The sequence below is a fragment of the uncultured Sphingosinicella sp. genome (genome assembly GCF_963974575.1).
Classification (GTDB): Bacteria; Pseudomonadota; Alphaproteobacteria; order Sphingomonadales; family Sphingomonadaceae; genus Sphingosinicella.
On record NZ_CAXBBQ010000008.1, the window covers coordinates 15,241 to 30,095 of the forward strand.

Consider the following 14,855-nt stretch of genomic DNA (forward strand, 5'->3'; position numbering starts at 1 on the left):
CGGACATGCCCGCACTGGGGAGATCGACAACTACGGGATGGTGCCGGTTACGATCGCCAAAGCGCAGCTATTCTGCGAGGGCAAGGAGCTCCTCCACCCGCGTGACCAGCAAATCGCATGGACGGTCATGAATTATAGCGACTGGGGAAACTCCAGACGCACGGTCGTTCGTTGACGGAAAGCGCCTTCTTGCGATCGAGTTAGAGAGCACCCCCCCTGAGCTAAGCTATCAAGGTTTCGGGATGGCCGGCAGCCTCAGCCGCATGTTCGCTCGTCATTACGCGCAGCAGACAATGTCGGGTGGCGAGATCATCGATATCAGCGCTCCCATTCAAGCCCAGTGGTTTGGGGCGCTCCAGGCCAGCGAAGGCCTTGGCCGGATGCCGCTTTGGCGCTTCCTCACGCAACCCAATTACGAAGATTTTCAGCCTACGGCAGACGACAGCCGCACAGTCGCGTAGCTTCAACGCAACAGCGTTCTAGCACACAAGCGGAGAAACTAACTGGGATGGCGCATCCCATCTCAAGAGCGACCTAAACGAACGACAAGTTCCGATAAAGCCAAACGAGTCTGGGAACGACCGGAATCAAGGCGGGTGCCGCCAGATGCATCTACCTCTGCGCCGGGCAGTTATGTCACCGCGCCATCTGAAAGCTGCATGACCGCAGACGACCCAGTTTGAGACGGTTGGTGAGCATCTCGTTTACACCGAGAGGGGCGGTTACAAATATTTGCTTGGCCATCCGGCGCCGATCGCATCGGTCGCCAAAGAGGCTCAACTAAACGGCGAATCACCAGCTAATAATCGGCGCACAAAAGACTCTCTGGACTCGAACCATTCTACAAAAAAGTCCCTTGGTATCGGTCATGGTATCGGTGATTTTTTTCAAAAAATTTTCAAGTAAATCAAATTGCTAAGATACCAATTCGAGTCCCGTAGGGTCACCACGAAGCATTCCCAAGACATCCCAAAGCATCCCATAAGTGGCTGTTTTCCGCCATTTATTCTGCTATAATGCTCCCAGGCCATCCCGCTCTGGACCGCCACATACCATAATCAGCCCCCGCTTCTCACGCTGGCGTCCCGCTTTTGCTTGTGCCACCACTGCAATCGGGGGTGCATATGAGCCACGTCTTCATTTCCTGTTCCCAACGGGACCAAGCGGTCGCCCGCCGGCCGGTTGATGCGCTGGAGGGTGCCGGCATAAGGCGGCGCCTGATTCTGCTTCTCAGCCTGCTCATCATCGCCGCAAGTCCCGCGCTGGCACAAACCGATGCACCGGACGGGACGCTACTATCGTCCGAACCCTGTCCGCCCAATCCGAACCGCTCCCACGAAGACTTCGTCCGAATGATCCGCGCAGATCTGGACAGCGAGGTGGAGGCGGCGCGTGAGGAAAACCTGGTCATGCCGCCGATCAGCGACGCGCAGCTGGCGGCAGCGCTCTCGGATCGGGCGCGGGTCGAGGAGGGGCTGGCCTATCGCGGCTTCGAATGCCGTGTCATCCGCTACGCAAGCGGCGGCTTGCGGATCGCCGGCCTCTTGTGGAAGCCCATTGAGACGGAAGGCAAGCGCCTGCCGCTGCTGATCGCGTTGCGCGGCGGCAACAACACGTTCGGCCCGATGCAGCCATGGATGTACCACGGATGGTACGCCTTTCTGAAGGCCGGCTATGTGGTGCTTGCCACGCAGTATCGCGGTGGGCCGGGCAGCGACGGCTCTGATGGCTTTGGCAGTCGGGGCGACCTGGACGATGTCCGGAACCTGGTACCGCTGGCGCAAGTGCTTGGCTATGTCGACACGTCTCAGACCTTCGTGTTCGGCGGCTCCCGCGGAGGGATGCAGGCCTATATGCTGGCGCGGGAGGGGTTTCCGATGCGCGCCATGGCCATCCGGGCCGGCGCCGGTAGTGTTCGCGACGCGAACCGGCCGAAGTTGATGCCGATGCGGGCTCGCATGATGACGGACTATGCCGCAGACCCGGAGGCCGCGCTCGACCGCCGCTCTGCCATCCTGTGGGCGGATGAGATCAAGGTGCCCACTATCCTGTTTCATGGCACTGCCGACTGGCGGGTGCCGGTCAAGGACGCGCTGGATGTGGCGCAGGGGCTGAACAAGGCCGGCACGCCCTTCGCGCTACACATCTACGAGGGCGACACCCACTCGATGACGCTGAACGCTCCGGACATGATTGCGCGGACGCTCACCTTCTTCGAACACTATCGCACCGGCACAGCCGATGACGGGGCTAAACCATCCGAAGCCGACGCAATGCCTCTGATCCACACCGACGGCGAACTCGATCGGTAGGCCAACCACACCTGCCATTCGGCTTCCGGACATATGCCGGTTATTTCTGTTGTACCTTTCGCTCCGGTCGGACGAGCGACCGAGTTAGGCCGTGTCCGATCAGTTCGATATTGGACGAGCGCAGAATAAGCCGACGCCCGTGAAGCAAAGCTGAAAATGCTGATGGACACCCTCCACGGTCTTGGCATTCAGGCATCGGCGTTTTCTATCGATAGTCGAGCGAGAACGCCGCGCAGGCCGGAAACGCCGAGGCGGCGATAGGTCATACCGAGGTGATTGCGGACGGTCGTGTCACTGATCTTCAGATCGTCGGCGATCGCCCTGACGGTCTTGCCCAGCAATCGCGCATGAAGAATCTGCTTCTGGCGTCGTCCCAGCGGCAGCAGGGCAACGCGATCGAGCAGCGCCGGCGTGATACCCAACTGCCAGCGCGTCCGCTGGCCGGTCTTGCGCCGTACGGCGGAGAGATGATGGGCGACGGTGGACGATGCGATGCCGAGGTCGTGGGCGATGTCGTCGTTGCGTGCGCCGCACGCGGCCTGCCGGGCGACGAGTGCCTCGCGCGGGGTGAGGCGCGAAAAGGCGATCGCGTCGCGGGTCCAACCCTGCGCGGCATTCGAAGGCGCGCTGATGACCAGAAGCGTCCGTTGCCCCTGGCGATACCGGCTGAGAACGACGTTCAGTTCATGACCGCCACGGCCCAGCCTGTATTGCTGCCGGTCATCGCCGCTACCTGCAAGACTCTGGCGGCAGAGCGCAGCAAGGTCGGGCGCGAACAGGGGCGGCTGGCGGGCACCGCGCCGGATATCCGCGAGGAGCTGTTGCAGTAGCGGCGATTGCTGCGGCCACCGGGCGACCGGGTCGAGCTGATCATTGAGGATCAGCAGATCGCGTTCGCGATACTCCCTGCGCAACTGTTCAAGAAGCCAGGCGCCCTGCGCCTCCCGCTCCCGGTAGCAGATGCGCTCGATCCCGCCCTTCAGGAACGGCAGCAGCGCGAGCGCGACCTGCTCGTCGCGCGTGCTGAAATGCCCGTCGCGATGCGAGCGGTGCATGACGATGGTGGCGAACAGATCGTCGTCCGTCGGGATGGAGAGCGCGAGCGCGTGGCGAATGTCGCGCGGCTTGTAGAGTGCGGTGTAGTACGCATCTCGCGGCTCGCGGGTGGTTGGCCAGATCATATCGGAATTGAGAACGCCGCTGCGGCGGCGGCTCTGGCTGCGCATCAGCGCCGTGCGCCCGGGATCCTGCTGGTTAAGCCGCTCCATCAGAAGCGGAAATTCCTGATCGAGGCCGACGCTGTGCAGGTTCTGCCAGGCCAACTGGCGGGAGTGGGTGATCGCGATGAACATCGATTTGCAGGCGAGCAGGCTGCTGAGCCGCGGCATCATCGTCTCTATAAGCGCGTCGGTGCCGTGGCACTTGAGAACGTCGGCGCCGATGTTCAGGATCTGCCGGTACTCGGCTGTTTGCAATGCTGTCATCACGCCATCCTCCCCAAGGCCGTCGCGCGCACACCCCCAGGATAGCAGCGATTCCCGGGCGCCTCAAACTGATCAATTCTTGCCATGAAATTGATGCTGTCTGGCTGCTTGTGGCGTGGTCCGGCACGGCCCTAATCAATCCCCAACAACAAGATTAAAGATGGGGGAGAGAGACCATGAAGGATCAGACACAACGTTTCATCATGCGGCAGCACCACGTCTCGCTGCTGGCGCTTGCCGCAGGGCTTTCGGGGCTGCTCGTAGAACCGGCCGAGGCTACCGCGCCGGACGCGCCGAGCGATGAACAATACAGTATCGAAGAGATCACCGTCACGGCTCGCAAGCGCGAGGAAAAGCTGCAGGACACGCCGGTTTCGATCGTTGCCCTCTCCGGCGAGGACATTGCGCGGCGCCAGATCGTCAGCCTTGCCGATGTCGGCCAGCACGCGCCCAACGTGCAATTCCATGCAAGCGGCGTCGGCGGCCGGAATTCCGGCCAGGCCTTCATTCGCGGCGTCGGCCAGTCCGACTATCTGCTCACCACCGATCCTGGCATCGGCGTTTATGTCGACGGTGTCTATCTCGCCCGTTCCATGGGCAGCATTTTCGATCTGGTGGATATCGAGCGCATCGAGGTGCTCCGCGGCCCGCAGGGCACGCTTTACGGCAAGAACACAATCGGCGGCGCCATCAACATCGTTTCCACGAAACCGAGCCTCACCGAGGCTTCGGGCATGGTGGAAGGGCGCGTTGGCCGCTTCAGTAGACTTGACGTGAAGGCCAAGGCCGAAGTGCCGCTGATCGCCGACAAACTCGCCGCAAAAGTCGCGCTGAGCACGCGCGACGCAGAGGGTTTCGGAACGCGCCTGCTGACGGGCGAGGAGCAGGGAAACGAAAACAGCGCGGCGGTTCAGGCGTCGCTCCGCTGGATGGCCGACGAAGACGTGGAGGTGACGCTCTCCTTCGACAAGACGCGCGTGCGCGAGACCTTCTCGCAGGTGCATCTGGAAGAGATTTCGGAGGCGCCGCTCGTCGGGCTCTACAACATGTTCGTCGCGCCTTATGATGCAAGCTACATCACCGAAAATCCCTATGAGAGCTACGCCACGGGCGGCAACCGGAACGACCTCGATGTCTGGGGTGTCAACGGCACGCTCGAATGGAGCTTCGGCAACACGACGCTGAAATCGATCACCGCCTATCGCCACCTGAAATCCGTGTTCGAGACGGACCCGGACGGTTCGCCGCTCACGATCGTCGACGAACAGGACGATAATCGCCAGCGCCAGTTCACTCAGGAACTGCAACTGTCGGGCACCACTTTCGATGACCGTCTGAAATGGGTGGTGGGCGCCTATTATCTGCACGAGAACGCGCAGGGCACTATCGATGTCCAGATCTATCCGGAACTCCTGCCTGCCATCGGCCTCGATATTTCGCGCCGGATCGAAGCGAAGCAGATCACGCGCAGCACATCGCTCTACGGTCAGGCCAGCTACGCGCTTGCCGATGGCCTCAACGCGACACTCGGCCTGCGCTACACGCATGAGAAGAAGCGCTATGACACCTCGCTCTATCTGCCGCTTTCCGATGTTTTTCTGATCGACCCGACGCGCCGTTCGCAGGACTGGAATTCGATGTCGCCGCGCTTCGGCCTCGACTACCGGCTGACCCCGGAAGTGATGGTCTATGCATCGGCGGCGAGCGGCTTCAAGAGCGGTGGGTTCAACGGCCGCTCCTCCACCGCCAACGAGGTGCAGCCCTATGCGCCGGAGAAGCTGTGGAGCTATGAGCTCGGCCTCAAGTCTGACTGGCTCGACAACCGGCTGCGCGTCAATCTCGCGGGCTTCTACAACGATTACCGCGACATCCAGTTCATGCTGAGCACCGCCGACGAGGACGGCGTGCAGGTCGTCCTCGTGCAGAACGCGGCGAAGGCGCGCGTGATGGGCGCCGAGCTAGAGGTGACGGCAGCGCCCGCGCCGCGGCTGCTGCTGTCCGCCTCGGCTGGCCTTATCGACGCGGAATTCACCGACGTCGCGGCGGGCGCCGCCATCACCACGGCATCGCATTTCGCCTCCACGCCGAAGTTTTCCTCGTCGGTTTCCGCCGAGTATGGCGTGCCGCTGGGAGACTGGGGCACGCTGACGCTTCGCGGCGACTACAGCTACCGCAGCCGCATCTATTACGAGGTCAACAACCTGCCGGCCGTGACGCAGAACGGCTATGGCCTGCTCAACCTGCAGGCAACGCTCGAACCCGAAGACGGGCGCTATGCGCTGATACTTGCGATGACCAACGTTGCCGACAAGCGCTACAAGTCGACCGCCGTCAGCACGCTCGACAGCCTCGGCTTTGCGAGCGCGCAATATGGCCGCCCGCGCGAGTGGTCGCTCACCGCCCGCGTGCGTTTCTAGGGCACGCGCATGGGCCGTGCAGCGACAGGTCTCCGCTATGGCATGGGCGGGGCTGCGGCGGGCGCATTGGCGATGATAGCCGTGCTCGCCTTTCCGCCGGTCGATCCGCCGGGCGCCGCGCCGATCCGTACACGCGGAGCCGACGGGCAGCTCGTCGAGCGGTTCGAGATCCGGCCGGCCGACATCATCGCGCATACCAGCGACGGAAGCCTTGGCGTGCAACCCTTTCCGGCGCGGATCGAGCCGGTCGGCGGGCCGACGGCGGGCAGTTCGGTGTTGACGGCGAAGCTCAGGAACGCGCGCGGCGCGGTGATCGGGGTCGCCAGCCGCTACACGCTGACGACCGACAGTCCCGATCAGCCGGACCGGCTGTGGACGCTTGTCATCACCCGACGCGGAACGCTCGCCACGACCTGTCCCGCAGACGCAGCGACACCCTGCGGCAGCGTGCTGGGCGGAACGGGCACGTTCGCCGTGTTTCGGGGACGCCTGGAGGAAACCGCACGCGGTGCCGGCTATGTGCTGGCGCTGACAGGCACGGGAGAGCGCTGATGGATGTTCTGCTCAGAGGGGTGACGGCACTGGCGGGCACGCTGGCAGGTGCCGTCTTGGTGCTGGTCGCGCTCTATGCCTTTCCGTTTCGCCACGTAGACCGGACCGAACGCGTGCTGCCGGCGTTTCTGGCCGCTGCGCCGGATCACGAAACCTACCGCCTGCGACTTTCGGGCGATCTGGTGTCGGTTTCGACGTCGCCGACCCCGGCGATTTTTCCCAATCGCCCGGCGGGAACGCCGCCGCTCGTCGAGCCCAACGTCAGCATGGGGCTCGCGCTCATCACCCACATTCGGGACGCCGACAACCGCATCGTCGGCTTCGCGACTGAACTTGAAGCTGCGCACGAGGACAGCAGCTTTCTGCGCGGCCGGCTGATGACGCACACCACGTGGACCGTGGTGCTGCCAGGCCGGGGCGTGCTGTTTCTCTACCAGACCGAAGACAACTGGACGCTCGTGACCCGTTTTCTGCTGCCGAGCTTGCTAAGAGGCGCGCTCTGGCGTGGCCGCTGGAACCACCTCAATACGCTGGGCCCGTCGCCGCAGGGTTATGGCGAGGTGATCGCCGGGACGGGCATTTTTGCCGGGCGGAACGGACATTTTGTGGAGGTCGCCGAGCTGCGCGGCTTTCAGCCCGACGCGGTGTTCGAGGGCGTGATGGACCTGCTGGTTTCGCGCGATCATACGGAGGGGAAATGATGTGCAATCGTCTGAAGTGCTCGCTTCTTGCGGCTGCGCTGCTTGTGGGGGCATTGCAAACCGCGCGCGCCGATCCGGCCGCGTCGCTACCCGGCGAGACGGTTCTCTCGTACTTCGCGCAACTGCCGGATCACGGTGTCGCGCTGACAACGGGCGGCGCCGTGAAAATGCGGCGCGGACCAGAGGGGATCGCGGCCCTCGCCGAGCCATCGCTCGACAATACGCTCGCACTGATCTGCAAGCTCGCCGACACTGGGGGCAAGGTTGTCGGTTTCGCCTCGGAACTGGAGATATTTCCCGCTGACCCGTCCGCCGTCGATACGAGCTGGCCGACAGCTTGGACGCTAGCCATTCCGGGCCGCGGCATGATCTACCTTCACCAGATCGAACGCTCCGGTAGCCTCGTCACCGACATCATCGGGCCAACCATGGCATCCGGAAAGCCTTGGTCCGGCGACTGGACCGTCACCACCACCGTCGGCCCGCTACCCGGCGGCCGGGGCCGCATCGTCGGCGGAAGCGGCGAATTCGCCGATATCGCGGGTAGCTTTGTCGAGGTCGATCGGCTCACGCACTATTCCGTCGATGGCGTGTTGACGGGCACCGTGGAATTGCGAATGTTCTTGCGCAAATGACTCTAAGTCCAAGCCACGCAGGCGTTTGCGGGGCTATGCTCGTTCGTTTCAGGTGTCGATAGCAGTTTGCTTTTAATCCCTCCCGGCTTTCCATCTTCGAGGCACAACGGCGGCCGGCGCTATGGCCGCTTTTCGGTCGCCTCAATCATCTGTCGAAGAACCGAGAAGGGGTGCGAAGCTGCCGCAAAAGACCTGATGAATGACCGGCAGCTATCGAGGGATCAGATTTGCCCTTTGAACGGCGCCTTTGTCGAAGGGTTTCGGGCGCCGGCAGGCGTACGAAAGCCTCACATGCAGGAACCCGCGGGTCGCACGCGATGACCTATGGGGATTTCGGATTTTGGCTGGTCTTCATGGCCGACCGCACGCCATGCGGAGACCGCTGAAGCGGGGTTTCGGATGGGGTGGAACAGTCTGTCGAGTGCTGTTGACGGCGGGTTCGGGCTTCGGAACGACAACGCGACAAGGCAGCATCGGGATAAGGCGCACGTCTCCATGGCCGCCAATGCATAAGCGCTGCGGATCGGTTCGGGATCAGGTCGTGCCGGGTCACGCGAGGATCTTCCCGGTTGTCGCCATCGTCGATGGCGGTGCCCGTGGCTGTTGCCAGCGTTCGAACGTCTCAATGATGATCATACGCCCGCCGCAACAGGGACACGGCGGGCGATAATCGTCAGATTCGGCGGTGTTGTCGTTGGCCGGTTCGGGCGCAACCTCGAGCAACCTGCGGGCTAGCGCGAGGCTGGCCTTTCGGGCGGAGCCGGCAAGCAGACCATAATGGCGGATGCGATGGAACCCGCGCGGCAGGACGTGGAGCAGGAACCGCTGGATGAACGCGTCGGTGGCGAGTGTCATGACCCGCTGACGCTCCGGGCCGTCGCGGCGATAATCCTTGTAGCGGAAGGTGACGCCGTTGCCGTCGAACACGATCAGCCGCCGGTTGGAGATCGCGACGCGATGCGTATAGCGCGACAGGTAGGCGAGCACGGCCTTGGGACCGGCGAACGGCGGCTTGGCGTAAACCACCCAGCGCTTCTTCCGGACCGGCGACAGGTGACGCAGGAACGCCCGGCGGTCAGCCAGATGCGCAACGCTTCCGCCAAAGAAAAGACGTCCTGCATCGTGCAAGGTCAGCAGCCGGGTGAGGAACAGGCAGCGGAACAAGGCGCCGAGCACGCGCACGGGCAACAGGAACGCGGGCCGCGACGATATCCAGCGCGTTCCGTCGGGAGCGATGCCGCCGCCCGGCACGATCATGTGCACGTGCGGATGGTGCGTCATCGCTGATCCCCAGGTGTGGAGCACGGCGGTGATGCCGATCCGGGCCCCGAGATGCTTCGGGTCGGCGGCGATGGTGAGCATCGTCTCCGACGCCGCCTTGAACAGCAGGTCGTAGATCACAGCCTTGTTCTGGTACGCGATGTCCGCGATCTCGGCGGGCAATGTGAAGACGACATGGAAGTAGCCGACCGGTAGCAGGTCCGCCTCGCGTTCGGCGAGCCAGGTACGCGCGGCGGCGCCCTGGCACCTGGGGCAGTGCCGGTTGCGGCAGCTGTTATAAGCGATCCGCCAGTGCCCGCAGTCCTCGCAGGCCTCGACATGACCACCAAGAGCAGCGGTGCGGCAGGTCTCGATCGCCGTCATCACCTTGAGCTGGATGAGGCTCAAATGCCCGGCATGGGCAGCCCGATATCCGGGACCGGCAGCGCGGAAGATGTCGGCGACCTCGATCGCGCGCACCGGCTCACTCGGGCGGGGTCTGGCCCTCCATCAGCGCCATGAGCCGGTCGAGCGGGCTCGCCACCGCCTGGATCGTTCGGGTGGAGACCTTGGTGTAGATCGCTGTGGTATCGAGCTTGGCGTGACCCAGCAGCACCTGGATGATGCGGATATCGACGTCCTGCTCGAGCAGGTGCGTCGCGAAGCTGTGCCGCAACGTATGGGGACCGACACGCTTCTTGATGCCGGCAGCTTCGGCCGCCTCCTGAACCGCGCGATGCAGCTGGCGGGTCGAGATCGGATCGGTGTAGCTGCGGCCCGGGAACAGCCAGCCATGCGCGAACATGACGCCCCGCCGTTTGCCCTCGCGCCACCACACCCGCAGCAGCGCCAGCAGATGCGGCGAGAGCATCGCATTGCGGTCCCGCGCGCCTTTGCCCTGTTCGACACGAAGCAGCATGCGCTCGCTGTCGATATCGTCGACTTTGAGATGCGCGACCTCGGACACACGCAGGCCCGCGCCATAAGCCACACCGAGCGCGGCCTTGTACTTGATGCCCGGTGCCGCCTCGAGCAGCCGCGCCGCTTCCTCCACGCTGAGCACCTGGGGCGCCTTGTAGGGGCGACGCATGGCGACCAGACTGCGCGCCAGATCGCGCCGCTTCAGCGTCACGCCATAGAAGAAGCGCAACGCCGAGACGGTGCCGTTGATCGTGGGAACGCTCGCTCCGGCTTCATGCTGGTGAACCTGGAAGCGACGCAAATCCTCTCCGGTTGCGGTATCGGGAGGACGGCCGAGGAAAGCAGAAAGGCGCCGGACATGGCGAATATAATCCCGCTGCGTATGTGGCCCGAGGCCCCGCATCATCATGTCGTGCTGCATGCGCTGACGCAGCGGGCTGACAGGGGCGATGGCGGTCGGTGAAGTGGCAGATGTAGACATGGTTGGCTCCTCTTCGTTGAAGGAACTCCATGTTCGGTGGACGACCTATGTCCGCCCAAAGCCCATAAATATCACGCTACGCCACCCCACGCGACAATCCCGCGCGAGCGGGTTCGTGCTGGTCGGCGCGAGGCGACATCGGGGAGTGCATGCCCGCCAATGGCCAATGTCCAGATGCACTGGTCCTAGACGTCAGATATTGAGCGTATTTGCCTGATCCAAGGCTCCGCCGTCCGCTCGATTTCGGTAAGTTCAGACGGGAAGCACCGGTCCTGAAATGCCTGTACGTCGTCGAGCGACCCGTGAAGCCAGCGCTCCCACTCATCGGGTAGCAAGAGAACCGGCATCCGATGATGCACGGGTTCAACTGTCGCGTTGGCGTTTGTCATCAGTCCCGAGTAGACCGCGCCCCATTCGTCGCTGTCTTTCCACATACCTGCCCACGAAAACACGGGCTCGCCCTTCACCCGGAACCACGTCCGGGTCTTGGCGCCTTGCTCGCCTTCGGCTTCGGCAAAGCCGGTCAAGGGGATCAGGCAGCGGTTTTCGGGACGCGGGGCGATATGGCGCCACATGAAGCTCGACAGGTCGGCAATGTTGTTCACTGGCTTGGGCTTGATCGGCAGTCCGGTTTTCTTGCTCTTTTGCGGGAGCGGGAAGCCCCACGTCATCGCCTGCACCACGCGCCCGCCGTCCGCCTCGCGCACGACCATGCCGGGAGCGCCGGGATACACGTCGCCCTGCGCGGCGTTGAAGCTCGTCGGCATCCGGGCCTTGAACGCGTCGGCAATGTCGGCGGCGCTCACGTTGATGGTGTAGAGGTTGCACATGCCGCGAGCGTATCACGTGGCGCGCGTGCCGCAATGCGTGAGCAGACCGCCAAGGGCTTCAGAGAGGCTTTTCGACGAGCAACCTGCCGCTCACCAAGTCGCCTGCCTCCCTCGCGCCTTCGGGCTGCAATGTCGCGGGCGCGGCCGGCAGCGGCTCGTCGGCGCGCCTGCCGTGTCTCTCGATGTCCTGGATCAGCATTTTCATTTCCGCGATTTCCTTCACCTGATCGCGCGTGATCCGGTCCGCAAGATAGCGCACGCGCGGGTCGCGAATGTCGGCTTTGCGTGCGTTGTTGATGGCAATCGAGTGGTGCGGGATCATTGCTTTCATGAAATCCCTATCGCCGATCAAGGCTTGGCTGCGGTTCACGGCTAGGAGCGCCACGCCGCCGATGACGGCAAAGGCAAGCACGGCAATCTTCGCGGCGTCTGGCCGGTACATGCGCCACATGAAAACCAGCATCACCGCCGTCATGACGCAGCCCATAACAAGGGCACCGACAAAGCGGGTGAGGCTGAACAGGGCGTGATCCCAAGCATAGACGAGCTGATACATCAGGACGAACATGATGCCCGTCGACGTGGCGACCATCGCTGCGAAGCGCCCCCATCCCATTTTCATCTTTTGGTGCTGATCCATGGCGACCTCCTGCCATTCAACGGATCAGGCGGCCCTTGGTTCAGCGCGGCATGAAATGCGCCTAGAGCAGCCCGCTCACGACCGCGCCGCCCTTCGCGGGGTCGCTGATCTCGAAACTTCCCTTCGGAAATGGCCGCAAGAGCTCCCCCACGGGCCTTTGCTGCGTGAGCCAGTCCTGCCAGTCGTCGGGGCGCACGACGGCCATGTGGCGGTCCTTGTAGGGCGCAATGTCGGGGTTCGCTTCCACGGTGAGCGCGGCGAACGCCTCGGGCCATCCATCCTCCGCCGGACGCCACACACCCGCGAAGCAGAAGAACGGCTCGTCGGTGATGAGCTTCGCCGTGTAGCGCTTCCTGCGCGAGCCCTTGCCCGCATCGATCGTGAAATCCGATGCGATGATGAGGCAGGGATTCGTGATCGTGCGGCCTTCCGAGCGCAGCAGGTGAACGGGGTTTCCGTACATCTCGACGGGCTTCAGGCCCCACTTGCATTTGAGCTGCATCGCCGCGCCGTTTCGCCAGAGGACGATCTGCGCGGTCTTGCCGGGGCCGTCGCGCCAGCTTTCGGCCGGCACCCGTCGTGCCTGTGCCGTCATATCGGGTCTCCTTCAACGCCGCCGCCGTAGCTCCTTCTTCCATAAGGCCTCGCTCGGCATCGGCAGCGTCTCATCGGTCAGCGGCTCGCGTACAAGGTCCAGCGTCGGCCGCCGCGCCCCGCAGGACGTGCATTTACACTTCTCACGGACGTCTGGGAGCCAGTCAGGTCGGCCGCGCTTGTGGAAGTGATACCAGAGGGCATGGGGATCGAATATCCGCTGATGGCGGCAGCGGGGGCAGGTGAGCTTGACGGCGTAGTGGCGGACGGCTGCGTCGAACAGGTCGCGGATAGGATTGACCAGCTCACGGGGTGGCATGTCAGGGACACGGGTCGGGCTCTGTCACGCCGAACTTGCCGGGGCTTTTGCCATGCGGTGAGGCGTCCACCATTTCGGCGGCGATGACCATCGTTCCGCTGTTGTCGATCAGGTCGCAGATGCGCCCGGCAAGCGCGCTGGCGCCTTCGTCCGACTCGTGCGGCAGCTTCGATTTGAACTTTCGCACATCGACCTTCGACGCCGTTTTCAGGCTCACGCTGATCGACGTTGCAAGCTCGTCTCGGGTGATTCGTCTCATGCCATGATTATGAGAACAAAACAGGAACTATGACAAGAGGCGATCCGGCGAGGCGCGATGGTCTTGAAGCGATCGAAGAACGATCCAAAATAGGCCGGGCCGAGCCGTTCAGGTCGGCACGAACATAGTCAACTTTTGCATGGAGTGGGCGATGTCCAATCATCTCTTGAACTATCTGCGGCGCGAACATGCACGCCTCGAAGGTGAACTCGCAAGGGAGGCGGCACGGCCGCTTCCCGATCAGGTGCTTCTGGCCCGGCTGAAGAAACTGAAGCTGGCCGTGAAGGACCAGATGGCAGAGGCGGAGAAAGAAAACCGTCAGGTCGCTGCCTGACCGGTACTGGCGGGGTCGTGCCGGCCCCGCCTTCTTTCAGGCCAGTTCGACAGAGACGCGCGGACGGCTGGGGTGGTCGTCCTTCATCTGACAGTCAGCTTGGCAGGGATAACGCGAAGTATGACAGACATCGTCCCATTGAACTCGGGTCCGGCAGGGCGCAGGCGGATGCTCAAAGGCGAAGCTGGGGAGCGAACGCTCGGTCCCGACAGTATCCGTACCCGGTGGCTTGGAACGCGCCTCAAGGATCTTGCGCTGATCGCGTTGAGCGGGCTCGTGCTCTGCGCGTTCGTCATTTGGTTTATAGGGCTGGTCAACGACGCCTCGTAAACGAAAACGCCCGGCACTGGGGCCGGGCGTTACGATTTGTCCTGATCAGGCGGGGCCGGTGGTCACGTAATCTTCCGGACGGCGGTAAGTCCCAGAACAAGAAAAATGACGGCAATGATCAGCGCCGCGACGAACAAGATTTTAGCAATCCCCATCGAAGCGCCCGCGAGGCCGCCGAAACCCAGGGCGCCGAGCACCAATGCGGCAATGGCGAAAATAATGGCCCATTTGATCAACGCGCGCTCCTATCGTTAAGTGATCTCTCCCGAAACAATGTCCCGAACGCCGAAGTGTTCCGTGCGCTTCATGGGTCACGGTTGTGCGGTGCTGCTGGTCCCGCCCAACGTTTCAAAGTCCGTATCGCTTGTCCTCGTCACCGGCGTGCATGCGAAGATCTCGGCCTCCGGCACGACGAACACGGTAGCAGCGAGGATCATGAACAGCATTCAGGCGCGTTTTCTCATGGTCACAGACGGCAAAGTCTGTCGCATGAGGCAGAGCCTGTTGTCACGGCACCGCGTGACAGAATGGATGTCGAGAGACTTTCCGCCGCCGCTGCGGCGCACGCTGCCCGGCGTTCACGCCAAGGGCAGGCAAGCACAAGGGCGGGGACGGCAGCATGGCTGCCGCCCCCGGTTTGCGCGCGTGTCAGAAGCGGAACAGGACGCCGACGACACTCTGACTGTTGATGACGTCGTCCTCGAAGTTCACGTGATTGAACGCGGCGCGGAGAGAGGCCTTGACCGGGCCGATGCGCGGCGCGGGGGATGAAATCGGCAATCGCAG

At 63.2% G+C, this 14,855-nt stretch carries 17 protein-coding genes; 9 read left to right on the forward strand and 8 right to left on the reverse strand.

Annotation, left to right across the window (positions count from 1 at the left end; genetic code table 11):
* Window positions 1-242 precede the first annotated feature (242 nt).
* Both AAC014_RS14680 and AAC014_RS14685 read left to right on the forward strand, forming a co-directional pair.
* Window positions 243-461, forward strand: a complete 219-nt coding sequence (locus AAC014_RS14680; protein ID WP_339709836.1) for a hypothetical protein — start codon at window positions 243-245, stop codon at window positions 459-461.
* Window positions 462-1,124: 663 nt separating this feature from the next.
* The gene (locus tag AAC014_RS14685) at window positions 1,125-2,312 is read left to right on the forward strand and encodes a prolyl oligopeptidase family serine peptidase (protein ID WP_339709838.1); all 1,188 of its coding nucleotides are present in this window, start codon (window positions 1,125-1,127) and stop codon (window positions 2,310-2,312) included.
* 188 nt (window positions 2,313-2,500) lie between these two features.
* Here AAC014_RS14685 and AAC014_RS14690 read toward each other — a convergent pair whose 3' ends face one another.
* Window positions 2,501-3,796 (reverse strand): LuxR C-terminal-related transcriptional regulator, encoded by a 1,296-nt coding sequence (locus AAC014_RS14690; RefSeq protein WP_339710037.1) that lies wholly within the window; start codon window positions 3,794-3,796, stop codon window positions 2,501-2,503.
* 176 nt (window positions 3,797-3,972) lie between these two features.
* Between AAC014_RS14690 and AAC014_RS14695 the strand changes: the two genes are divergently transcribed.
* The 4 genes from AAC014_RS14695 to AAC014_RS14710 are packed head-to-tail and all read left to right on the forward strand — an operon-like array spanning window position 3,973 to window position 8,101.
* Window positions 3,973-6,213 carry a TonB-dependent receptor gene (locus AAC014_RS14695; protein WP_339709841.1) on the forward strand — a complete coding sequence of 747 codons (2,241 nt, stop codon included), beginning with the start codon at window positions 3,973-3,975 and terminating at the stop codon, window positions 6,211-6,213.
* A 9-nt stretch (window positions 6,214-6,222) separates the two neighbouring features.
* The gene (locus AAC014_RS14700; RefSeq protein ID WP_339709844.1) at window positions 6,223-6,765 is read left to right on the forward strand and encodes a hypothetical protein; all 543 of its coding nucleotides are present in this window, start codon (window positions 6,223-6,225) and stop codon (window positions 6,763-6,765) included.
* Window positions 6,765-7,466 carry a hypothetical protein gene (locus AAC014_RS14705; protein WP_339709847.1) on the forward strand — a complete coding sequence of 234 codons (702 nt, stop codon included), beginning with the start codon at window positions 6,765-6,767 and terminating at the stop codon, window positions 7,464-7,466. The genes AAC014_RS14700 and AAC014_RS14705 overlap by 1 nt, the downstream gene beginning before the upstream one ends.
* Window positions 7,463-8,101 carry a hypothetical protein gene (locus tag AAC014_RS14710; RefSeq protein ID WP_339709850.1) on the forward strand — a complete coding sequence of 213 codons (639 nt, stop codon included), beginning with the start codon at window positions 7,463-7,465 and terminating at the stop codon, window positions 8,099-8,101. The genes AAC014_RS14705 and AAC014_RS14710 overlap by 4 nt, the downstream gene beginning before the upstream one ends.
* 549 nt (window positions 8,102-8,650) lie before the next feature.
* Here the strand turns inward: AAC014_RS14710 and AAC014_RS14715 are convergent.
* The 6 genes from AAC014_RS14715 to AAC014_RS14740 all read right to left on the reverse strand — a co-directional run bounded on the left by AAC014_RS14715 (window position 8,651) and on the right by AAC014_RS14740 (window position 13,405).
* Window positions 8,651-9,817 carry an IS91 family transposase gene (locus AAC014_RS14715; protein WP_339710040.1) on the reverse strand — a complete coding sequence of 389 codons (1,167 nt, stop codon included), beginning with the start codon at window positions 9,815-9,817 and terminating at the stop codon, window positions 8,651-8,653.
* A gap of 28 nt (window positions 9,818-9,845) precedes the next feature.
* On the reverse strand, window positions 9,846-10,763 hold the full coding sequence (locus tag AAC014_RS14720) for a tyrosine-type recombinase/integrase (protein WP_339709853.1): 918 nt from the start codon (window positions 10,761-10,763) through the stop codon (window positions 9,846-9,848).
* A 185-nt stretch (window positions 10,764-10,948) separates the two neighbouring features.
* Window positions 10,949-11,593: an SOS response-associated peptidase family protein gene (locus AAC014_RS14725; protein WP_339709856.1), complete on the reverse strand. Its 645-nt coding sequence runs from the start codon at window positions 11,591-11,593 to the stop codon at window positions 10,949-10,951.
* Window positions 11,594-11,651: 58 nt separating this feature from the next.
* The gene (locus tag AAC014_RS14730) at window positions 11,652-12,233 is read right to left on the reverse strand and encodes a DUF305 domain-containing protein (protein WP_339709859.1); all 582 of its coding nucleotides are present in this window, start codon (window positions 12,231-12,233) and stop codon (window positions 11,652-11,654) included.
* A 61-nt stretch (window positions 12,234-12,294) separates the two neighbouring features.
* On the reverse strand, window positions 12,295-12,828 hold the full coding sequence (locus AAC014_RS14735) for an SOS response-associated peptidase family protein (RefSeq protein WP_339709862.1): 534 nt from the start codon (window positions 12,826-12,828) through the stop codon (window positions 12,295-12,297).
* Between the two features lie 319 nt (window positions 12,829-13,147).
* Window positions 13,148-13,405, reverse strand: coding sequence for a hypothetical protein (locus AAC014_RS14740; protein ID WP_339709865.1), 258 nt, complete (start codon window positions 13,403-13,405; stop codon window positions 13,148-13,150).
* A gap of 151 nt (window positions 13,406-13,556) precedes the next feature.
* Between AAC014_RS14740 and AAC014_RS14745 the strand changes: the two genes are divergently transcribed.
* Together AAC014_RS14745 and AAC014_RS14750 are read left to right on the forward strand one after the other, a co-directional pair.
* Window positions 13,557-13,739 carry a DUF465 domain-containing protein gene (locus tag AAC014_RS14745; protein WP_339709868.1) on the forward strand — a complete coding sequence of 61 codons (183 nt, stop codon included), beginning with the start codon at window positions 13,557-13,559 and terminating at the stop codon, window positions 13,737-13,739.
* A gap of 120 nt (window positions 13,740-13,859) precedes the next feature.
* Window positions 13,860-14,069 carry a hypothetical protein gene (locus AAC014_RS14750; protein ID WP_339709871.1) on the forward strand — a complete coding sequence of 70 codons (210 nt, stop codon included), beginning with the start codon at window positions 13,860-13,862 and terminating at the stop codon, window positions 14,067-14,069.
* Between the two features lie 62 nt (window positions 14,070-14,131).
* On the opposite strand, the gene AAC014_RS14755 is transcribed toward AAC014_RS14750, so the two are convergent.
* Complete coding sequence (locus tag AAC014_RS14755; protein ID WP_271256721.1) at window positions 14,132-14,305, reverse strand: DUF1328 domain-containing protein; 174 nt, start codon at window positions 14,303-14,305, stop codon at window positions 14,132-14,134.
* A 61-nt stretch (window positions 14,306-14,366) separates the two neighbouring features.
* Between AAC014_RS14755 and AAC014_RS14760 the strand changes: the two genes are divergently transcribed.
* Window positions 14,367-14,840, forward strand: a complete 474-nt coding sequence (locus tag AAC014_RS14760; RefSeq protein ID WP_339709875.1) for a hypothetical protein — start codon at window positions 14,367-14,369, stop codon at window positions 14,838-14,840.
* Window positions 14,841-14,855: the final 15 nt, after the last annotated feature.

Bases quoted from the DNA above. Each gene is read 5' to 3' on its own strand.
- AAC014_RS14690 (WP_339710037.1), bottom strand. From the start codon at position 3,796: ATGACAGCATTGCAAACAGCCGAGTACCGGCAGATCCTGAACATCGGC.
- AAC014_RS14725 (WP_339709856.1), bottom strand. From the start codon at position 11,593: ATGTGCAACCTCTACACCATCAACGTGAGCGCCGCCGACATTGCCGAC.
- AAC014_RS14710 (WP_339709850.1), top strand. From the start codon at position 7,463: ATGATGTGCAATCGTCTGAAGTGCTCGCTTCTTGCGGCTGCGCTGCTT.
- AAC014_RS14695 (WP_339709841.1), top strand. From the start codon at position 3,973: ATGAAGGATCAGACACAACGTTTCATCATGCGGCAGCACCACGTCTCG.
- AAC014_RS14750 (WP_339709871.1), top strand. From the start codon at position 13,860: ATGACAGACATCGTCCCATTGAACTCGGGTCCGGCAGGGCGCAGGCGG.
- AAC014_RS14720 (WP_339709853.1), bottom strand. From the start codon at position 10,763: ATGTCTACATCTGCCACTTCACCGACCGCCATCGCCCCTGTCAGCCCG.
- AAC014_RS14685 (WP_339709838.1), top strand. From the start codon at position 1,125: ATGAGCCACGTCTTCATTTCCTGTTCCCAACGGGACCAAGCGGTCGCC.
- AAC014_RS14680 (WP_339709836.1), top strand. From the start codon at position 243: ATGGCCGGCAGCCTCAGCCGCATGTTCGCTCGTCATTACGCGCAGCAG.
- AAC014_RS14705 (WP_339709847.1), top strand. From the start codon at position 6,765: ATGGATGTTCTGCTCAGAGGGGTGACGGCACTGGCGGGCACGCTGGCA.
- AAC014_RS14745 (WP_339709868.1), top strand. From the start codon at position 13,557: ATGTCCAATCATCTCTTGAACTATCTGCGGCGCGAACATGCACGCCTC.
- AAC014_RS14730 (WP_339709859.1), bottom strand. From the start codon at position 12,233: ATGGATCAGCACCAAAAGATGAAAATGGGATGGGGGCGCTTCGCAGCG.
- AAC014_RS14700 (WP_339709844.1), top strand. From the start codon at position 6,223: ATGGGCCGTGCAGCGACAGGTCTCCGCTATGGCATGGGCGGGGCTGCG.
- AAC014_RS14735 (WP_339709862.1), bottom strand. From the start codon at position 12,828: ATGACGGCACAGGCACGACGGGTGCCGGCCGAAAGCTGGCGCGACGGC.
- AAC014_RS14740 (WP_339709865.1), bottom strand. From the start codon at position 13,405: ATGAGACGAATCACCCGAGACGAGCTTGCAACGTCGATCAGCGTGAGC.